A 15,371-nucleotide genomic window follows, 5' to 3' on the forward strand; every position below is an offset into this window, starting at 1 on the left:
TAAATTATAGTCATCAAGATAATTTAGGATAATCACATGTCGCCCATTCGCCCGATGTTGCGTCGTGATCAGTTGGCCAAGGCCTTGGGCCAGGACTTGGCCGGTGAGTCGCTGGTTGATTACAGCTCGGGCATGTTCCTCGCCGCGCCCCGGCGTACGGGCAAGAGCACCTTCCTCAACAATGACTTCATCCCCGAATGCGTTCGGCGCGGCTGGCTACCGGTTTACGTCGACCTGTGGTCGGACCGCGACGCCGCGCCGGCAGAACTGATCAGTGGCGCCATCGGTGCTGCGCTGGGGCACTTCGAAGGTGCGCTGGCCAAAGCAGCGAAAAAGGCCGGTATCGACAAGGTGAACCTGCTGCGTACCCTCAGCTGGGACTTTACCCGCCCGCAACTGCCTGAGGGTACGACCTTGGCTCAGGCGCTTGCCGTGTTGCACCAAGTCTCGGGGCAGATGGTGGTACTGATCATCGACGAGGCCCAGCATGCCCTCAACAGTGAAGATGGGCTGAACGCGATGTTCGCGCTAAAGGCCGCGCGGGACCATCTCAACCGTGGTGACCGTCCGGATGGATTGCGCCTGGTGTTCACTGGTTCCAGTCGCGACAAGCTGGCCAACCTGGTGTTGAAGAGCAAGCAGCCGTTCTTTGGTGCCAGTATCACGCCATTTCCCTTGCTGGGGCGTGAATATGTGGAGTTCATCACGGCCTTGTGGAACCAGCGCCTGGCCGACAGCAACCAGTTCAAGGTCGAGGACCTGGCATACGCTTTCGAGCTGGTGGGCCGCCGCCCGGAAATGCTCAACAAGCTGCTGGCCGAGGTCAGTGTCGGTTTGGGCGAGGCGGGCAGCCTGGGTGAACTGCTGCGCAATGGGGCACTCAATCATCAAGCCGGCGTATGGAGTGACTACGAAAGCGCCTGGAACGAGCTTTCGCCCCTGCAGCAGGCAGTGGTTGAGGTAATGGCCGAGCGCACACTTGGCCGGCAGCCTTTTTCGCCCTTTACCGAGCAAACCCTGGCCGATGTCAGCCGCAAGCTGGAACTGGCCCACGCCGAGGCCAATGCCAGCACGACCAACGTACAGAAAGCCCTTGATGCTCTGCGCGACAAGGAACTGGTCTGGAAGGCCAACCGTGGTGAGTATGCACTCGAAGATGCCGCAATGGCCGAATGGTTGACCTCGGTCGGGCGCTAGGCGCCTTTGCGGTGGCTGCTGCCGGACAAATTTCGTAACATCGCGCCCTTGTTTTTGTACCGCCGCCCGGACCGCCCCACAGGATGCCCATGAAACCCGCCCGACTACGCGCCGACCTGCTCGCCGGCCTGACCACCTCGTTCGCCCTGGTGCCCGAGTGCATCGCCTTTGCCCTGGTGGCCCACCTCAACCCGCTGATGGGCCTGTATGGCGCGTTCATCATCTGTACCCTGACGGCACTGTTTGGCGGCCGGCCGGGGATGATTTCCGGCGCTGCCGGGTCGATGGCGGTGGTGATCGTTGCGCTGGTGGTGCAGCACGGCGTGCAGTACTTGCTGGCCACGGTGCTGCTGGGCGGGGTGGTAATGATCCTGTTCGGCCTGCTGCGTCTGGGCAAGCTGGTGCGCCTGGTGCCGTACCCGGTCATGCTTGGCTTCGTCAACGGCCTGGCCATCGTCATTGCCATGGCCCAGCTGGAGCATTTCAAGGACGGCGAGCACTGGCTGAGCGGTGCGCCGCTGTACCTGATGATCGGCCTGGTGGCGCTGACCATGGCGGTGGTTTATGTGCTGCCGAAACTGACCCGTACGGTGCCGCCGGCACTGGTGGCGATCCTCGGTGTTGGCCTGCTGGTGTACCTGCTCGGCCTGCCCACCCGCACCCTGGGTGACATGGCGCACATCGCTGGCGGCCTGCCGGGGCTGGCGCTGCCGGATGTGCCGTGGAACCTGGAAACCCTGAAGATCATCGCCCCCTACGCGGTGCTGATGGCCATGGTCGGCCTGCTGGAAACCCTGCTGACGCTGAACCTGACCGATGAAATTACCGAGAGCCGCGGCTACCCGGACCGCGAGTGCGTGGCATTGGGCGCGGCGAACATGGTTTCCGGCCTGTGCGGCGGCATGGGCGGTTGTGCGATGATCGGGCAGACGGTGATCAACCTCAGCTCCAATGGCCGTGGCCGGCTGTCGGGGGTGATGGCCGGGGTGATGATTTTGCTGTTCGTGTTGTTCCTGTCGCCGCTGATCGAGCGTATTCCGCTGGCGGCGCTGGTCGGGGTGATGTTCGTGGTGGCTCAGCAGACCTTTGCCTGGGCGTCGTTGCGGGTGCTGCACAAGGTGCCGGTGAGCGATGTGCTGGCGATCATTGCGGTGACCGTGGTCACGGTGTTTACCGACCTGGCGACGGCGGTGCTGTTCGGTATCGTCATCGCGGCGGTGAACTTCGCCTGGCAGCATGCGCGGGAACTGTATGCCGACAGCCATGTGGATGAGGAGGGGAGCAAGCATTACCAGGTGCATGGCACGCTGTTCTTTGCCTCGACTGCGCCGTTCCTGAACCAGTTCGACCCGGCCAATGACCCGGGCAAGGTCACGCTGGATTGCCAGCACCTGAGCTTTGTCGATTACTCGGCGATTGCGGCGTTGAAGACCTTGCGCGAGCGCTATGCCAAGGCGGGCAAGCATTTGCGCGTGATGCATCTGTCGGAGCGGTGCAAGAAGTTGTTGAAGCGGGCGGGGGAGCAGCACTGAGCATGGTGGTTGTCTGTGCTGGCCTCTTCGCGGCTAAAGCCGCTCCTACAAGTATTTCACCGGCTTCGAAAACGGTGGGGTCCCTGTAGGAGCGGCTTTAGCCGCGAAGAGGCCGGCACAGGCGAATGAATTACTCCCCACGGTTCTTCTTGACGATGCCATCGGCAATACTCGCCGGCGCCTCGGCATAGCGGGTGAACTCCATCGAGAAGCTGGCCCGGCCCTGGGTCATCGATCGCATGGAAGTAGCGTAGCCGAACATTTCGCCCAGCGGCACCTCGGCGCGGATCACCTTGCCGGCCGGCGTTTCGTCGCCGTCCTGGATCATGCCGCGGCGCCGGCTCAGGTCGCCGAGGATATCGCCCTGGTATTCCTCGGGCGTTACCACTTCCACCTTCATCACCGGCTCCAGCAACACCGCGCCGCCTTTTTGCGACAGCTGCTTGGTGGCCATCGACGCTGCGATCTTGTAGGCCATTTCGTTGGAGTCGACGTCGTGGTACGAACCGTCGAAGACCGCTGCTTTGAGGTTGATCAGCGGGTAGCCGGCGAGCACGCCGTTCTTCATCTGCTCTTCGATACCCTTCTGGATCGCCGGGATGTACTCGCGCGGTACCACGCCGCCGACGATCTCGTTGATGAACTCCAGGCCTTCCTTGCCTTCGTCGCCAGGGGCAAAGCGGATCCAGCAATGGCCATACTGGCCACGGCCACCGGACTGGCGGACAAAGCGGCCCTCGATTTCGCAGGTGTTGCGGATTTTCTCGCGGTAAGCCACCTGCGGCTTGCCGATGTTGGCCTCGACGTTGAACTCGCGGCGCATGCGGTCGACGATGATGTCCAGGTGCAGTTCGCCCATGCCCGAGATGATGGTCTGGGCGGTCTCTTCGTCGGTGCGCACGCGGAATGACGGGTCTTCCTGGGCCAGCTTGCCCAAGGCAATGCCCATTTTTTCCTGGTCGGCCTTGGTCTTTGGTTCCACCGCCACGGAAATCACCGGGTCGGGGAAATCCATGCGTTCGAGGATGATCGGCTTGTCCATGTCGCACAAGGTGTCGCCGGTGGTCACGTCCTTCATGCCGATCAGCGCGGCGATGTCGCCAGCGCATACGTCCTTGATCTCGGCGCGCTGGTTGGCGTGCATCTGCACCATGCGGCCGATGCGTTCCTTCTTGCCCTTGACCGAGTTGAGTACGGCGTTGCCCGAACTGAGCACGCCGGAATACACCCGGGCGAAGGTGAGGGTGCCGACGAAGGGGTCGGTGGCGATCTTGAAAGCCAGGGCCGAGAATGGCTCTTTGTCGTCGGCGTGGCGCTCCAGGTGCTTTTCTTCATCGTCGGGGTCGGTGCCCTTGATTGCCGGGATTTCCGACGGGGCAGGCAGGTAGTCGATCACCGCGTCGAGCATCAGCGGTACACCCTTGTTCTTGAACGATGAACCGAGGATGGTCGGCACGATTTCGTTGTTCAGGGTGCGCTTGCGCAGCCCCGCCTTGATCTCCTCGATGCTCAGCTCTTCGCCATCGAGAAACTTCAGGGTCAGTTCGTCATCCGCCTCGGCCGCCGCCTCGATCATGTGCGCACGCCATTCGTCGGCCAGCGCCTGCAGTTCGGCGGGGATGTCTTCTTCGCGGTAGCTGGTGCCATGGTCGGCATCGTTCCAGTAAATCGCCTTCATCTTCACCAGGTCGATCTGGCCAATGAAGTGCTCTTCGCTGCCGATCGCCAGCTGGATCGGCACCGGGTGGTGGCCCAGGCGCTGGTCGATCTGTTTGACCACACGCAAGAAGTCGGCGCCCTGGCGGTCCATCTTGTTGATGTAGGCCAGGCGTGGCACGTGGTACTTGTTGGCCTGACGCCAGACCGTCTCGGACTGCGGCTCGACGCCGTCAGCGCCGCTGAACACCACCACCGCGCCATCGAGCACGCGCAGCGAGCGCTCCACCTCGATGGTGAAGTCGACGTGGCCGGGGGTGTCGATGATATTGAAGCGGTACTTGTCGGCGAACTGCTTGGTCGAGCCCTGCCAGAACGCTGTGGTCGCCGCCGAGGTGATGGTGATGCCGCGCTCCTGCTCCTGGGCCATCCAGTCCATGGTCGCGGCGCCATCGTGCACTTCGCCCATCTTGTGGTTGACCCCGGTGTAGAACAGGATCCGCTCGGTGGTGGTGGTCTTGCCGGCGTCTACGTGGGCGACGATGCCGATATTGCGGTACAGCTCGATGGGCGTTGTGCGGGCCATGGCGGACTACCTGCGGATGGGCGGATTCCCCCACGTTAGCAGACCGGTGGAATCCTGCCGTGCCGCCGGGCCGTCAGTCGGCCTGGGCTTGCAGCATCCACTGGCCATCCACTTCACGGGCCAGGCCGCTGGCCGGCAGCAGGGCCAGCAGGCGCGGGTGCAGGGCGGCCTCGGTGAAGGTCTTGAGGGTGGTCAGGTCCAGCGCGCCGATCAGGTTGAGGTCGGCCTTGGTGTACGACAGCCAGGCTTTCTTCAGTACCTGGGCGACGTCGCTGCCGGCGGTGCTGGCGAAGCGGCGGTGCCACTGGCGGCCTTCGAAGGTGAAATTGTGCGCGTGGCTGTAAGTGCTCTGGTCGGCACCTTCCACGCAACGGTGGCAGCGGCACGGGCCCTCGCCGAAGGCGTTGCGCAGGTAGCTGTTGAAGTCCACGACGGGCTTGAGGGACAGGCGTTTGTCGACATCGAACAGGTCGGCGATCAGGGGTTCTTCGGCGCTCACTCGGGATCCTCGTGTGGTGTGGCGTGCATCGGCGGGCACCCTAACAGATCGGGGCCTGCAGATCATCTTTTGCAGGGCCGGCCTCTTCGCGGGTAAACCCGCTCCCACAGGGAATGCACAGTATTCAAAGGCTGTGTTGTACCTGTGGGAGCGGGTTCACCCGCGAAGAGGCCAGTAGAGACAACCGAGACCGCCTGCCGTACTCTACGCGCCCATACGCCAAACCCCCACTGAGGTAACCCCGCTTGAGCACCAAGTACCCGTACATCGCCACCGTCACCATCAGCGCCGAAGACCGCGGGGGTGATACCGAGGCCTCGGAAAACCCCAACATGCGCGTTGGCCTGGAGGCGGTGACCGAGACCCTGAAAAAGGTGCATTTCGTCGGTACGCTCGCGGCGCCCGAAAAGAACGCCACGCACATCTGCGTGACCCTGGAGAACGGCCTGACCTACTACGGCCCGATCGTCAACGGCCACGCCGAACTCGAAGGCGGCTGGATTGCCTTCGAGTCTGACATGCTCACCCCGGCAGAACTGGGCCTGTAAAGCTCAGTTCAGCTCGGCCAGGCACTGCTCGAGGATATCCAGACCTTCTTCAAGCACTTCGGTCTCGATGGTCAGCGGTGCCAACAGGCGGATGATGTGCCGCGCCTTGCCGCTGGGCATCAGCAGCAGCCCTTTGGCCCGCGCCGCTTCCATCACCTTGGCCAGTTGCGCCGGAGCCGGGCTGCCATCGGCATTGACGAACTCGATGCCACGCATGGCGCCCACGCCGGTCAGGCGGCCGATGAACGGGCTCAGCCCCGAGGCTTTCCAGTGCTCATGGCGGCTGACGATGGCCTGCTCCTGGCGCTCACCCCAGGTAGCTACGTTCTCGTCGGTCATCTGCGCCAGGCTGGCCAGGGCCGCCGCACAGGCAATCGGGTTGCCCGAGTAGGTGCCGCCCAGGCCACCTTTGGGCAGCGACGCCATCAGTTCCTTGCGCCCGACCACTGCACCCAGCGGCATACCGCCGGCAATGCTCTTGGCCAACAGCAGCAGGTCGGGCTCAATCCCTAAGCGCGGGAAGGCGAAGCGCTGGCCGGTACGGCCAAAGCCCGACTGGATCTCGTCGATGATGATCAGGATGCCGCGCTCATCGCAGAAGCGGCGTAGGGCCTGGGCAAAGGCCGGGTCAAGGGCGAGGAAACCGCCTTCGCCCTGCACCGGTTCGAGAATGAACGCTGCCACGTCTTCCACCGCCAGCTCAACGCTGAATAGGCGGTCCATGGCCTTGAGCGCCTGTTCGCAGGTAACCCCGGTGTCGGTGCTGGGGTAGGGCAGGTGGTACACCGGCCCGGGCAGTTCGCCGACCCGTTGCTTGTACGGGGCGACCTTGCCGTTGAGGTTCAGGGTGGCCAGGGTGCGGCCGTGGAAGCCACCGTCAAAGGCGATGATGGCGCGCTTGCCGGTGGCGCCACGGGCCACTTTCAGGGCGTTTTCCGCCGCTTCCGCGCCGCTGTTGGTGAGCATGCCGGCCAGTGGGTAGCTGACCGGTACGAACTGGCTCAGTTGCTCCATCAGCGCCAGGTACGGGCCATGGGGGGCGGCGTTGAAAGCGTAGTGGGTGAGGCGGGTGGCCTGGGCGTGGATTGCCTCGACCACGGCCGGGTTGCAGTGGCCCAGGTTAAGCACGCCGATACCGCCGACGAAGTCGATGTAACGTTTGCCGTCAGTGTCCCAGACTTCGGCATTGCGGCCATGGGAAAGTGTGATCGGGTGAACGATGGCAATGGATTGGCTGATACTTTCCTGGTTCATGGGGGCACGCGGACCTTGTTCGAGTTTCTTATTATCCAAGCGTGTTGACGGGTTATTCCGCAAACGAATTATTCGATTGCGGTCATTCCATGGATTCGTGATCTGGCTATTGATTTGTGTTGCCTTTGCTGGCCTCTTCGCGGGTTCACCCGCGAAGAGGCCGGATCAGGAAACATCAGTCCCCCTCAGCCACCCGCTCCCGAATCCACTGCACAAAGGCCCTGATCTTGGGCACTTCGGCCGCATGTTCGGCATGGGCAATGAAGTGCCGGCCATTACTGGCCACCGGGTGGTCCCAAGCCACCACCAGCTTGCCCTCACTCAGTTCTTCAGCCACCAGATACCGCGGAATCAGCGCAATGCCGCAACCGGCGATGGCCGCGCGGATGCACAGGTAGAACGTGTCGAAGCGCGGCCCGTGGTAGCTGTTCTGGCTATGTAGCCCCAACCCCAGGAACCATTCGTGCCAGGCCTCCGGCCGTGACACGCATTGCAGCAGGCGGTGCTCGGTCAGCGCCTGGGCGCTGTCGAAACGGTGGTTGGCCAGCAGCTGCGGGCTGCATACCGGCACCACTTCTTCGCTGAACAGCTCGATGCAGGTTGCCCCAGGCCAGGTGCCCTGGCCGAAGAAAAAGGCGATGTCGGCCTTGGCCTGCACCAGGTCGAATGGCTCCAACTCGTTGCGGATGTCCAGGTGAATGCGTGGGTAGCGGTCGCCAAAACCCTTGAGTTTGGGCACCAGCCAGCGTGCGCCGAAGGTCGGCTGGGTGGCGATGCGCAGCACTTCGGTTTCGTCGCCGTAGCTGAGGATGTAGCGGCTGGAAATATCGATCTGGGTGAGGATCTTGTTCACTTCGGTAAGGTACAGCGCGCCGGCCGGGGTCAGGTGCAGGCGCCGGCGAATGCGCTGGAACAGCGAGTGCGAAAGCATGTCCTCAAGCTGCGCCACCTGCTTGCTGACGGCGCTTTGGGTCAGGTGCAGTTCCTGCGCCGCGCGGGTGAAGCTGAGGTGGCGGGCGGCCGCTTCGAAGCACTGAAGGGCGGTGGTCGAAGGCATCAGGCGTTTGGACATGACGGGCAAATACCGAGCAAAAAAGGAAGGAGTTCATTCCATAACGGAATCATGTGTTTCGAAAAGGTCGTTTGTTGACCCCGCCCTATAGATTAATACTGACCTGGATCAACGATTACAACCGGTCATGCGAAGAGGAGGTCAGTACCCGCTTCCGGCACCTGCAAAACAACAACAACGAACATCAGAAATTTATAAGAATTCTGCTCCGACCTTCAGCCGCTACGCTGCGGCCGACCCATTCGAGGGTTCTTCATGGCTTCGCAAGACAACAAGAAACAGCGTTCCCTGCAGCACGGCCTGACCTCCCGTCAGGTTTCCATGATTTCCATCGCCGGTATCATCGGCGCCGGCCTGTTCATCGGGTCTTCCAACGCCATCGCCACCGCCGGCCCGGCCATTCTCATTTCCTACGCCATGACTGGCCTGCTGGTACTGCTGGTAATGCGCATGCTGGGCGAAATGGCCATTGCCAACCCCAACAGCGGCTCGTTCTCCACCTATGCCTCCGAAGCCATCGGCCCTTGGGCCGGCTTTACCATCGGCTGGCTGTATTGGTGGTTCTGGGTACTGATCATTCCGGTCGAGGCCATTGCCGGCGCTGACATCCTGCATGCCTACTTCCCCGGCGTGCCGTCGTGGTTGTTCGCCTTCCTGATCATGCTGGTGCTGTCGGGTACCAACCTGGTAAGCGTGAAGAACTTCGGTGCCTTCGAGTACTGGTTCGCGCTGGTCAAGGTGGTAGCGATCATTGGTTTCATCGGCGTTTGTACCTTGGCGGTATTCGGCTTCTGGCCGCTGGCCGAGGTGTCCGGGGTCAGCCGGCTGTGGGACAACGGCGGCTTCATGCCCAACGGCTTCGGCACCGTGCTGGGTGGCGTGCTGATCACCATCTTCTCGTTCTTCGGCGCCGAAATTGTCACCATCGCCGCTGACGAAACCGCCAACCCGAAAGACAAGATTCGCCGCGCCACCAACTTGGTGGTGTACCGCATCGCCATCTTCTACCTGGCGTCGATCTTCCTGGTGGTCTCGCTGGTTGCGTGGAACGACCCTGCGCTGAAAGCGGTCGGTTCGTTCCAGCGCGTGCTGGAAGTGCTGAACGTGCCGGGCGCCAAGTTGCTGGTCGACCTGGTGGTGCTGGTGGCCGTGACCAGCTGCATGAACTCGGGCCTGTACACCGCGTCGCGCATGCTCTATTCGCTGGGCGCCCGCGGCCAGGCGCTGAGCGTGACCAAGCGCATTTCGGGCTCTGGCGTACCGACCGTAGCGGTCATCTTCTCCACCCTGGCCGGCTTTGCCGGGTGCCTGGTCAACTATGTGTTCCCGGGCAAGGTGTTTGGCTTCCTGTTGTCCACCACTGGCGCCATTGCCTTGCTGGTGTACCTGGTCATTGCCGTGTCGCAATTGCGCATGCGGGCCCGTGCCGAGCGTGAAGGGCGGCCGCTGGAGCTGAAGATGTGGCTGTTCCCGTACCTGACCTGGTTGGTGATCGGCACCATCGTCATGGTGCTGGGCTACATGCTGTTCAGTGATGCCTACCGCTACGAAACGCTGATGACCGCCGGGGTGACCGCGTTCATCCTGCTGGTTTCGCTGACCCAGCGCAGCGCCAAGGTGGTTGCGCAGACGGCCTGATGATTCTGCTTTAATGGGGGCGTTGCGCGCCCCCATATCTATAAGCACAGGAAGCGTATGAACGAGCACTCCCTTTCCCTCCAGGCCCTCGCTGCACCCGACGGCACCTGCTATGGCTGCGGTTGCTCCCACCCCAGCGGCCTGCACCTGCAAAGCCACTGGGATGCCGACGGCATCCACCTGTTGTGCCGGCACGCCCCCGACAGTACCTTCATCGGCTGGCCCGGCCTGGTCTACGGCGGCCTGCTGGCGATGCTGGTCGACTGCCACTCCAACTGGACGGCCATGGCCTACCACTACCGCAACGAAGGCCGCGAGCCGGGCAGCCTGCCGCGCATCGACTGCGTTACTGGCACGCTCAACCTGACCTACCTGAAACCCACGCCGATGGGCGTCGAGCTGTTGCTCAAGGCGCGTGTGGAAGGTGAAGTGGGGCGCAAGAGCCGGGTGGTCTGCGAAGTCTGGGCCGACGATGTGCTGACCGTGACGGCCGACTCGGTGTTCGTCCGTGTCGATACCGAAAAGCTCAAGCTCAAGGCCCATGGGCAAGCTTGAGCTGCCAGCGCTGATGAGTGGTCGGTGATGGTCAGCGGCCGGGGATGTCTCTAGAGTGACAGGTTCATTCCCCAGGCAAGGTTGATCATGACCGATCTCAGTGCTTTCCCCATCACCCGCAAGTGGCCCGCCAAACACCCCGAACTGCTGCAACTGTACTCGCTGCCGACGCCCAACGGCGTCAAGGTGTCGATCATGCTCGAAGAAATCGGCCTGGCCTATGAGCCGCACAAGGTCAGCTTCGACAACGACGACCAGCTCAGCCCTGAGTTCATCTCGCTCAGCGCCAACAACAAGATCCCCGCTATTCTCGACCCCAATGGCCCAGGCGGGCAGCCGCTGCCGCTGTTCGAGTCGGGGGCGATTCTGCAATACCTGGCGGAGAAAAGTGGCCAGCTGCTCAGCCAGGATCCGGCCCAGCGTTACCAGACCCTGCAGTGGCTGATGTTCCAGATGGGCGGCATCGGGCCGATGTTCGGCCAGGTTGGCTTCTTCCATTTCTTTGCTGGCAAGGAATATGAAGACAAGCGCCCGCGGGACCGTTATGTCAACGAGTCCAAGCGCCTGCTGGGTGTGCTGGACCGGCATTTGAAAGGCCGGGAGTGGATGGTCGACGAGTACAGCATCGCCGATATCGCGATCTTCCCGTGGGTGCGTAACCTGGTGGAGCGGTACAACGCGCGTGAGCTGGTGGGCTTTGATCAGTTCAAGGAAGTGCAGCGGGTGCTGGCGGCGTTCCTTGAGCGGCCTGCGGTGCAGCGGGGCCTGAAAATCCCAGGTTGAGTAGTTGACTCCGGTCCTGTGGGAGCGGGTTTGCCCGCGAATGCGATGTTGGGTTTACCGACGCATTCGCGGGTAAACCCGCTCCTACAGGGGTTGGTGTACAGGTTCAGAAAATCTGGTTCAGCAGCCAGTATAAACTGCCGGCCAACAGCATTGCCGCTGGCAAGGTCAGTACCCAGGCCATCAGCAAATTGACCAGCGTGCGCTTCTGAATCCCCGACCCATTGGCCACCATGGTCCCGGCCACGCCGGAACTCAGCACGTGAGTAGTCGATACCGGCAACCCGAACATGTCCGCCGCGCCAATGGTGCACATCGCCACCACTTCGGCCGAAGCACCTTGGGCGTAGCTCAGGTGAGTCTTGCCAATCTTCTCGCCCACCGTGACCACGATGCGCCGCCAGCCGACCATGGTCCCCAGACCTAGCGCAATGGCCACGGCCACCTTTACCCATAACGGAATGTAGCGGGTAGCGTCGTCCAGCTGGGTCTTGAACAACAGCACATGGCTGCGGGTGTTGGCATCGAACGCCACCAGCTGGTTTTTCTCGATCAGGCGGATGGCTTCGCTGGCCAGGTACATGTCATTGCGCACGTTGGCCATGGCTTCGGCCGGAACGCGCTTGAGCGAGCCGTAGCCTTTGACTTGATCGCCGATCATCCCGGTCAGCGCTGCCAATGCTGGTACCAGTTGCGGGCTGGCCTTGGGTTCGGCGATGAACAGCGTCAGCACCTGACGCGGGTCGGCCGGAGCTGCCTGCGGCTCGCTACCCAGCAGCGCCTGGCGAGTCACCTCGGCAATGGCGGAAAATTGCAGGGCCTGTTCATTGGGCATGGTCTTGTTCAGCGCATAAGCCATTGGCAGGGTGCCGACCAGAATCAACATGATCAGGCCCATGCCTTTCTGGCCATCGTTGGAGCCGTGGGCAAAAGACACCCCGGTGCAGGTCAGGATCAGTACGCCACGGATCCACCACGGCGGCGGGGTGCGGCCTTCAGGCGCCTGGTACAGCTCCTTACGCTTGACCAGCGCACGCAGTGCCAGCAGCAACAGGGCGGCGCAGGCAAAGCCGATCAATGGCGAGAAAAGGAGGGCATATCCAACCTTGCTGGCCTGGGCCCAGTCCACGCCGCTGGTGCCGTCACGCCCGTGCATCAGCGCATTGGCCACGCCCACACCGATGATCGAGCCGATCAGGGTGTGCGAAGACGACGCTGGCAGGCCCAGCCACCAGGTGCCGAGGTTCCAGATGATGGCTGCCAGCAGCAGGGCGAAGACCATGGCAAAACCGGCTGAGGAACCGACCTGCAGAATCAGCTCTACCGGCAGCAGGGCGATGATGCCGAACGCCACTGCACCGCTGGAAAGCAGCACACCCAGGAAGTTGCACAGGCCGGACCACACCACCGCCACCGGTGCCGGCAACGAGTGGGTATAGATGACCGTGGCTACTGCGTTGGCGGTGTCATGGAAGCCATTGACGAACTCGAAGCCCAGGGCAATCAGCAGCGCCAGGCCCAGCAACAGGAAGGGTGTTACCGTGGTGATTACTGTGCCGCTGGCCGTCACATCCTGTTTCAGGCTCCAGCCGGTGTAGGCGATACCGGCCAATAGCAGGCCGAAGAACAACACCAGGGTTGCACGCCCGGGTTTATGGGCAAGCTGCGGGCGGGAATCGCGATGGGCCAGTTGCGGCTGGCTGGCCAGTGACGGGGTTGCCATGGGGGCTCCGGTCGGCGTTGGGGGAGGGTGCCGAAGGCCTTGAGCATAGAAACAATTCGTAACCCGGCCGTGACCTCGATCAATGAATTATCTAGGCTCAAGACGGACGGTAAAGGCAGGAGAAGCCATGATTCGCTGCAAGCGCGTCTACGATGCGGTAGAGCAAGAAGATGGCCAGCGCGTGCTGGTCGACCGCCTGTGGCCACGTAATAAACGCAAGGAAGACCTGCACGGGCAGTGGTTGCGCGAAGTGGCACCTTCGGATTTATTGCGCAAGGCATTTCACCAGGGTGAAGTGGATTTTGCCGGTTTTACCCAGCGTTACCAGCAAGAGCTGGCAGCCCATCCGCAGCATTGGTACCCGCTGTTGGACCTGGCCGGGAAGGGCACGCTGACCTTGCTTTATGCGGGCAAGGACACCGAGCATAACAATGCCCGGGTGTTGGCCGATTGGCTGGAAGATGAGCTGGACAGGCGTGGGCCTGGGAGTTCGCCGGTGTGTTATGCCCGATGATGGGGGCGTGTACTGGCTCCTGTAGGAGCGGCCTTGCGTCGCGAAAGGGCCGCGCAGCGGCCCCGACAATTGATGCCTTGGCGCTGAAACCGTGGGGCCGCGTTGCGGCCCTATCGCGACACAAGGCCGCTCCTACAAAAAAACGCGTCTGAGAGCTTGAATAGCCATGCCCCTACAGCTAACCCCCGCCAACGACCACCATTGCACCTTCGCCCGCGACCTCACCCGCCGTGCCATGCTGCCGTACTACCGCGAATACGACCTGCTGTGGATCGAGGAGGCCTTCGACGAAGCCTGGGGCTGGCGCGAGCAGTGGCTGGTGACCGAGGGCGACACCTTGCTGGGTTTTTGCAGCCTCAGCCAGGACCGCCAGGCATTGTTCATCCGCGAACTGCACCTGCTACCCGAACACCGTGGGCGTGGCGTCGGCAGCTGGGTGCTGGAGCAGTTGGCGCTATGGGCCAGACAGCGTCGCTTGCCGCTGCTGCGGCTGATGGTGTTTCGCAGCAACCCGGCGCGGCTGCTGTACCAGCGCCATGGCTTTGTCGAGATGGGCGAGGACGATTGCTTTGTGCGCATGCAGCGCACAATCGAATAATGGCTCAATGATGGCTTGTCGTCATCGAAGAGCATGGGCATAGTGAACTCAGGCATTCACGGCTGCTTGCAAACGGGCAGGCCACGCATGATTGAAATCAAGGATTGAGGAGGGACCCCATGAATGGAATCGGGCCGCGGCTGCGGGAAGAGCGTGAGCGCCTGGGCATGACCCAGCGTGTGTTTGGCGATATCGGCGGGGTCGAACCCAACGCACAGGGCAAGTACGAAAGCGGCGAACGCACGCCGCGGGTCGATTACCTGGCGGCCTTGGCGGCCAAGGGCGTGGATGCGCTGTATGTGCTCAGCGGTATCCGCACCCCGGCACCACTCGAAGGCCTGAGCACGGATGAGTCCGGTTTGCTGGGGGCTTTCCGGCAGCTGTCGTTCGACGATCAGGCGGCACTTTGGCACCTGCTGGGGCGTTTGGCCAACACTGATAAGCCCCGGCAAACAGTGAGGTCTCTCACAGTTGAGCGTAAGGCGTTTCTGACAGAAGCAATGCGTTAAGCCCGCTTTGAAAAATTTTGTTAAGGTGGCGGGATCCAATCGCCCTGCTGACGAGGTGTGTGCTTGATTAGGGTCTTAGTGGTCGACGATCACGATCTGGTACGAACCGGTATTACACGCATGCTGGCCGACATCGATGGCCTGCAGGTGGTGGGTGAGGGTGATTCGGGCGAGTCGGCACTCAAGCTGGCCCGCGAACTAAAGCCGGACGTGGTGCTGATGGACGTGAAAATGCCCGGCATCGGCGGCCTGGAAGCCACCCGCAAACTGTTGCGCAGCCACCCGGACATCAAGGTGGTGGCGGTGACCGTGTGCGAGGAAGACCCGTTCCCCACGCGCCTGCTGCAGGCCGGCGCAGCCGGCTACCTGACCAAAGGTGCAGGCCTTGACGAAATGGTCCAGGCCATCCGTCTGGCCTTTGCCGGCCAGCGCTACATCAGCCCGCAGATTGCCCAGCAGCTGGCGCTGAAACCGTTCCAGCCCCAGGGCTCGCCGTTCGACGCGCTGTCCGAGCGGGAAATCCAGATTGCCCTGATGATTGTCGGCTGCCAGAAAGTGCAGATCATCTCCGACAAGTTGTGTCTCTCGCCCAAGACCGTCAATACTTACCGTTATCGGATCTTTGAAAAACTCTCGGTCACCAGCGACGTCGAACTGACCTTGCTGGCCGTTCGCCACGGTATGGTTGACGCAAGCCTGTAAAACCT

The 15,371-nt window shown here is 62.2% G+C and carries 15 protein-coding genes; 10 read left to right on the plus strand and 5 right to left on the minus strand.

The annotated features are described in order from the left end of the window. The first annotated feature begins 36 nt into the window (after positions 1-36). Together ACIP1G_RS12465 and ACIP1G_RS12470 are read left to right on the plus strand one after the other, a co-directional pair. Positions 37-1,197: a hypothetical protein gene (locus ACIP1G_RS12465; protein WP_400737163.1), complete on the plus strand. Its 1,161-nt coding sequence runs from the start codon at positions 37-39 to the stop codon at positions 1,195-1,197. A gap of 89 nt (positions 1,198-1,286) precedes the next feature. Beyond that, positions 1,287-2,729, plus strand: a complete 1,443-nt coding sequence (locus ACIP1G_RS12470) for a SulP family inorganic anion transporter (RefSeq protein WP_400737165.1) — start codon at positions 1,287-1,289, stop codon at positions 2,727-2,729. A gap of 130 nt (positions 2,730-2,859) precedes the next feature. Here the strand turns inward: ACIP1G_RS12470 and fusA are convergent, their stop codons facing one another. Both fusA and ACIP1G_RS12480 read right to left on the minus strand, forming a co-directional pair. Continuing rightward, entirely contained in the window at positions 2,860-4,971 is a 2,112-nt protein-coding gene (gene fusA, locus ACIP1G_RS12475) for an elongation factor G (RefSeq protein WP_400737167.1), read from the minus strand. A gap of 73 nt (positions 4,972-5,044) precedes the next feature. After that, positions 5,045-5,470 carry a hypothetical protein gene (locus ACIP1G_RS12480; protein ID WP_400737169.1) on the minus strand — a complete coding sequence of 142 codons (426 nt, stop codon included), beginning with the start codon at positions 5,468-5,470 and terminating at the stop codon, positions 5,045-5,047. Positions 5,471-5,715: 245 nt separating this feature from the next. Between ACIP1G_RS12480 and ACIP1G_RS12485 the strand changes: the two genes are divergently transcribed. Then, the gene (locus ACIP1G_RS12485) at positions 5,716-6,018 is read left to right on the plus strand and encodes a hypothetical protein (protein ID WP_201199645.1); all 303 of its coding nucleotides are present in this window, start codon (positions 5,716-5,718) and stop codon (positions 6,016-6,018) included. Positions 6,019-6,021: 3 nt separating this feature from the next. Here ACIP1G_RS12485 and ACIP1G_RS12490 read toward each other — a convergent pair whose 3' ends face one another. Together ACIP1G_RS12490 and gcvA are read right to left on the minus strand one after the other, a co-directional pair. Further along, the gene (locus ACIP1G_RS12490; RefSeq protein WP_400737171.1) at positions 6,022-7,272 is read right to left on the minus strand and encodes an aspartate aminotransferase family protein; all 1,251 of its coding nucleotides are present in this window, start codon (positions 7,270-7,272) and stop codon (positions 6,022-6,024) included. Between the two features lie 175 nt (positions 7,273-7,447). Continuing rightward, positions 7,448-8,344 carry a transcriptional regulator GcvA gene (gcvA, locus tag ACIP1G_RS12495; protein ID WP_346646842.1) on the minus strand — a complete coding sequence of 299 codons (897 nt, stop codon included), beginning with the start codon at positions 8,342-8,344 and terminating at the stop codon, positions 7,448-7,450. 255 nt (positions 8,345-8,599) lie between these two features. On the opposite strand from gcvA, the gene ACIP1G_RS12500 reads away from it, so the two are divergent. The 3 genes from ACIP1G_RS12500 to ACIP1G_RS12510 all read left to right on the plus strand — a co-directional run bounded on the left by ACIP1G_RS12500 (position 8,600) and on the right by ACIP1G_RS12510 (position 11,320). After that, positions 8,600-9,982 (plus strand): amino acid permease, encoded by a 1,383-nt coding sequence (locus ACIP1G_RS12500; RefSeq protein WP_400737174.1) that lies wholly within the window; start codon positions 8,600-8,602, stop codon positions 9,980-9,982. Between the two features lie 57 nt (positions 9,983-10,039). Beyond that, a complete protein-coding gene (locus tag ACIP1G_RS12505; RefSeq protein ID WP_400737176.1) occupies positions 10,040-10,537 on the plus strand; it encodes a PaaI family thioesterase in 498 nt (165 codons plus the stop codon). A gap of 87 nt (positions 10,538-10,624) precedes the next feature. After that, complete coding sequence (locus ACIP1G_RS12510) at positions 10,625-11,320, plus strand: glutathione S-transferase N-terminal domain-containing protein (RefSeq protein ID WP_400737177.1); 696 nt, start codon at positions 10,625-10,627, stop codon at positions 11,318-11,320. Positions 11,321-11,426: 106 nt separating this feature from the next. Here the strand turns inward: ACIP1G_RS12510 and ACIP1G_RS12515 are convergent, their stop codons facing one another. Further along, the gene (locus ACIP1G_RS12515) at positions 11,427-13,043 is read right to left on the minus strand and encodes an inorganic phosphate transporter (RefSeq protein ID WP_400737180.1); all 1,617 of its coding nucleotides are present in this window, start codon (positions 13,041-13,043) and stop codon (positions 11,427-11,429) included. A gap of 127 nt (positions 13,044-13,170) precedes the next feature. On the opposite strand from ACIP1G_RS12515, the gene ACIP1G_RS12520 reads away from it, so the two are divergent. The 4 genes from ACIP1G_RS12520 (at position 13,171) to uvrY (ending at position 15,366) form a co-directional block, all read left to right on the plus strand. Next, entirely contained in the window at positions 13,171-13,557 is a 387-nt protein-coding gene (locus tag ACIP1G_RS12520; RefSeq protein WP_400737183.1) for a DUF488 domain-containing protein, read from the plus strand. A 166-nt stretch (positions 13,558-13,723) separates the two neighbouring features. Next, entirely contained in the window at positions 13,724-14,155 is a 432-nt protein-coding gene (locus tag ACIP1G_RS12525; RefSeq protein WP_400737186.1) for a GNAT family N-acetyltransferase, read from the plus strand. A gap of 119 nt (positions 14,156-14,274) precedes the next feature. Then, entirely contained in the window at positions 14,275-14,664 is a 390-nt protein-coding gene (locus ACIP1G_RS12530; protein ID WP_400737188.1) for a helix-turn-helix domain-containing protein, read from the plus strand. 63 nt (positions 14,665-14,727) lie between these two features. Then, positions 14,728-15,366 carry a UvrY/SirA/GacA family response regulator transcription factor gene (gene uvrY / locus ACIP1G_RS12535; RefSeq protein WP_003251380.1) on the plus strand — a complete coding sequence of 213 codons (639 nt, stop codon included), beginning with the start codon at positions 14,728-14,730 and terminating at the stop codon, positions 15,364-15,366. Positions 15,367-15,371 lie beyond the last annotated feature (5 nt).

This window comes from Pseudomonas sp. NPDC089392 (assembly GCF_044749595.1).
Classification (GTDB): Bacteria; Pseudomonadota; Gammaproteobacteria; order Pseudomonadales; family Pseudomonadaceae; genus Aquipseudomonas.